The 1,413-nt window shown below is 56.3% G+C and carries 1 rRNA gene; it reads right to left on the bottom strand.

The annotated features are described in order from the left end of the window. Nucleotides 1–21: 21 nt before the first annotated feature. Nucleotides 22–1,413, bottom strand: a 23S ribosomal RNA gene (locus AB0J02_RS43585); the annotation flags it as partial.

The following is a 1,413-nucleotide window of genomic DNA, read 5'->3' as shown; positions in this document are numbered from 1 at the left end:
ACACAGTGGACGCGAGCAACTGAGGACAAGCCCTCGGCCTATTAGTACCAGTCACCTCCACCCGTTACCGGGCTTCCAGATCTGGCCTATCAACCCAGTCGTCTACTGGGAGCCTTAACCCCTCAAAGGGGGTGGGAGTCCTCATCTCGAAGCAGGCTTCCCGCTTAGATGCTTTCAGCGGTTATCCTTTCCGAACGTAGCCAACCAGCCATGCCCTTGGCAGGACAACTGGCACACCAGAGGTTCGTCCGTCCCGGTCCTCTCGTACTAGGGACAGCCCTTCTCAAGACTCCTGCGCGCGCAGCGGATAGGGACCGAACTGTCTCACGACGTTCTAAACCCAGCTCGCGTACCGCTTTAATGGGCGAACAGCCCAACCCTTGGGACCGACTCCAGCCCCAGGATGCGACGAGCCGACATCGAGGTGCCAAACCATCCCGTCGATATGGACTCTTGGGGAAGATCAGCCTGTTATCCCCGGGGTACCTTTTATCCGTTGAGCGACGGCGCTTCCACAAGCCACCGCCGGATCACTAGTCCCGACTTTCGTCCCTGCTCGACCCGTCGGTCTCACAGTCAAGCTCCCTTGTGCACTTACACTCAACACCTGATTACCAACCAGGCTGAGGGAACCTTTGGGCGCCTCCGTTACTCTTTAGGAGGCAACCGCCCCAGTTAAACTACCCATCAGACACTGTCCCTGATCCGGATCACGGACCCAGGTTAGACATCCAGCACGACCAGAGTGGTATTTCAACGACGACTCCCCCTGAACTGGCGTCCAGAGTTCACAGTCTCCCACCTATCCTACACAAGCCGAACCGAACACCAATATCAAACTGTAGTAAAGGTCCCGGGGTCTTTCCGTCCTGCTGCGCGAAACGAGCATCTTTACTCGTAGTGCAATTTCACCGGGCCTATGGTTGAGACAGTCGAGAAGTCGTTACGCCATTCGTGCAGGTCGGAACTTACCCGACAAGGAATTTCGCTACCTTAGGATGGTTATAGTTACCACCGCCGTTTACTGGCGCTTAAGTTCTCAGCTTCGCACACCCGAAAGTGCACTAACCGGTCCCCTTAACGTTCCAGCACCGGGCAGGCGTCAGTCCGTATACATCGCCTTACGGCTTCGCACGGACCTGTGTTTTTAGTAAACAGTCGCTTCTCGCTGGTCTCTGCGGCCACCCCCAGCTCACCGAGTAAATCGGATCACCAGTGATGGCCCCCCTTCTCCCGAAGTTACGGGGGCATTTTGCCGAGTTCCTTAACCATAGTTCACCCGAACGCCTCGGTATTCTCTACCTGACCACCTGAGTCGGTTTAGGGTACGGGCCGCCATGAAACTCGCTAGAGGCTTTTCTCGACAGCATAGGATCATCCACTTCACCACAATCGGCTCGGCATCAGGTCTCA

Source organism: Streptomyces sp. NPDC050264 (genome assembly GCF_040655895.1).
In the GTDB taxonomy this organism is placed as follows: domain Bacteria; phylum Actinomycetota; class Actinomycetes; order Streptomycetales; family Streptomycetaceae; genus Streptomyces.
This window is presented reverse-complemented; position numbering and strand designations above follow the sequence as displayed.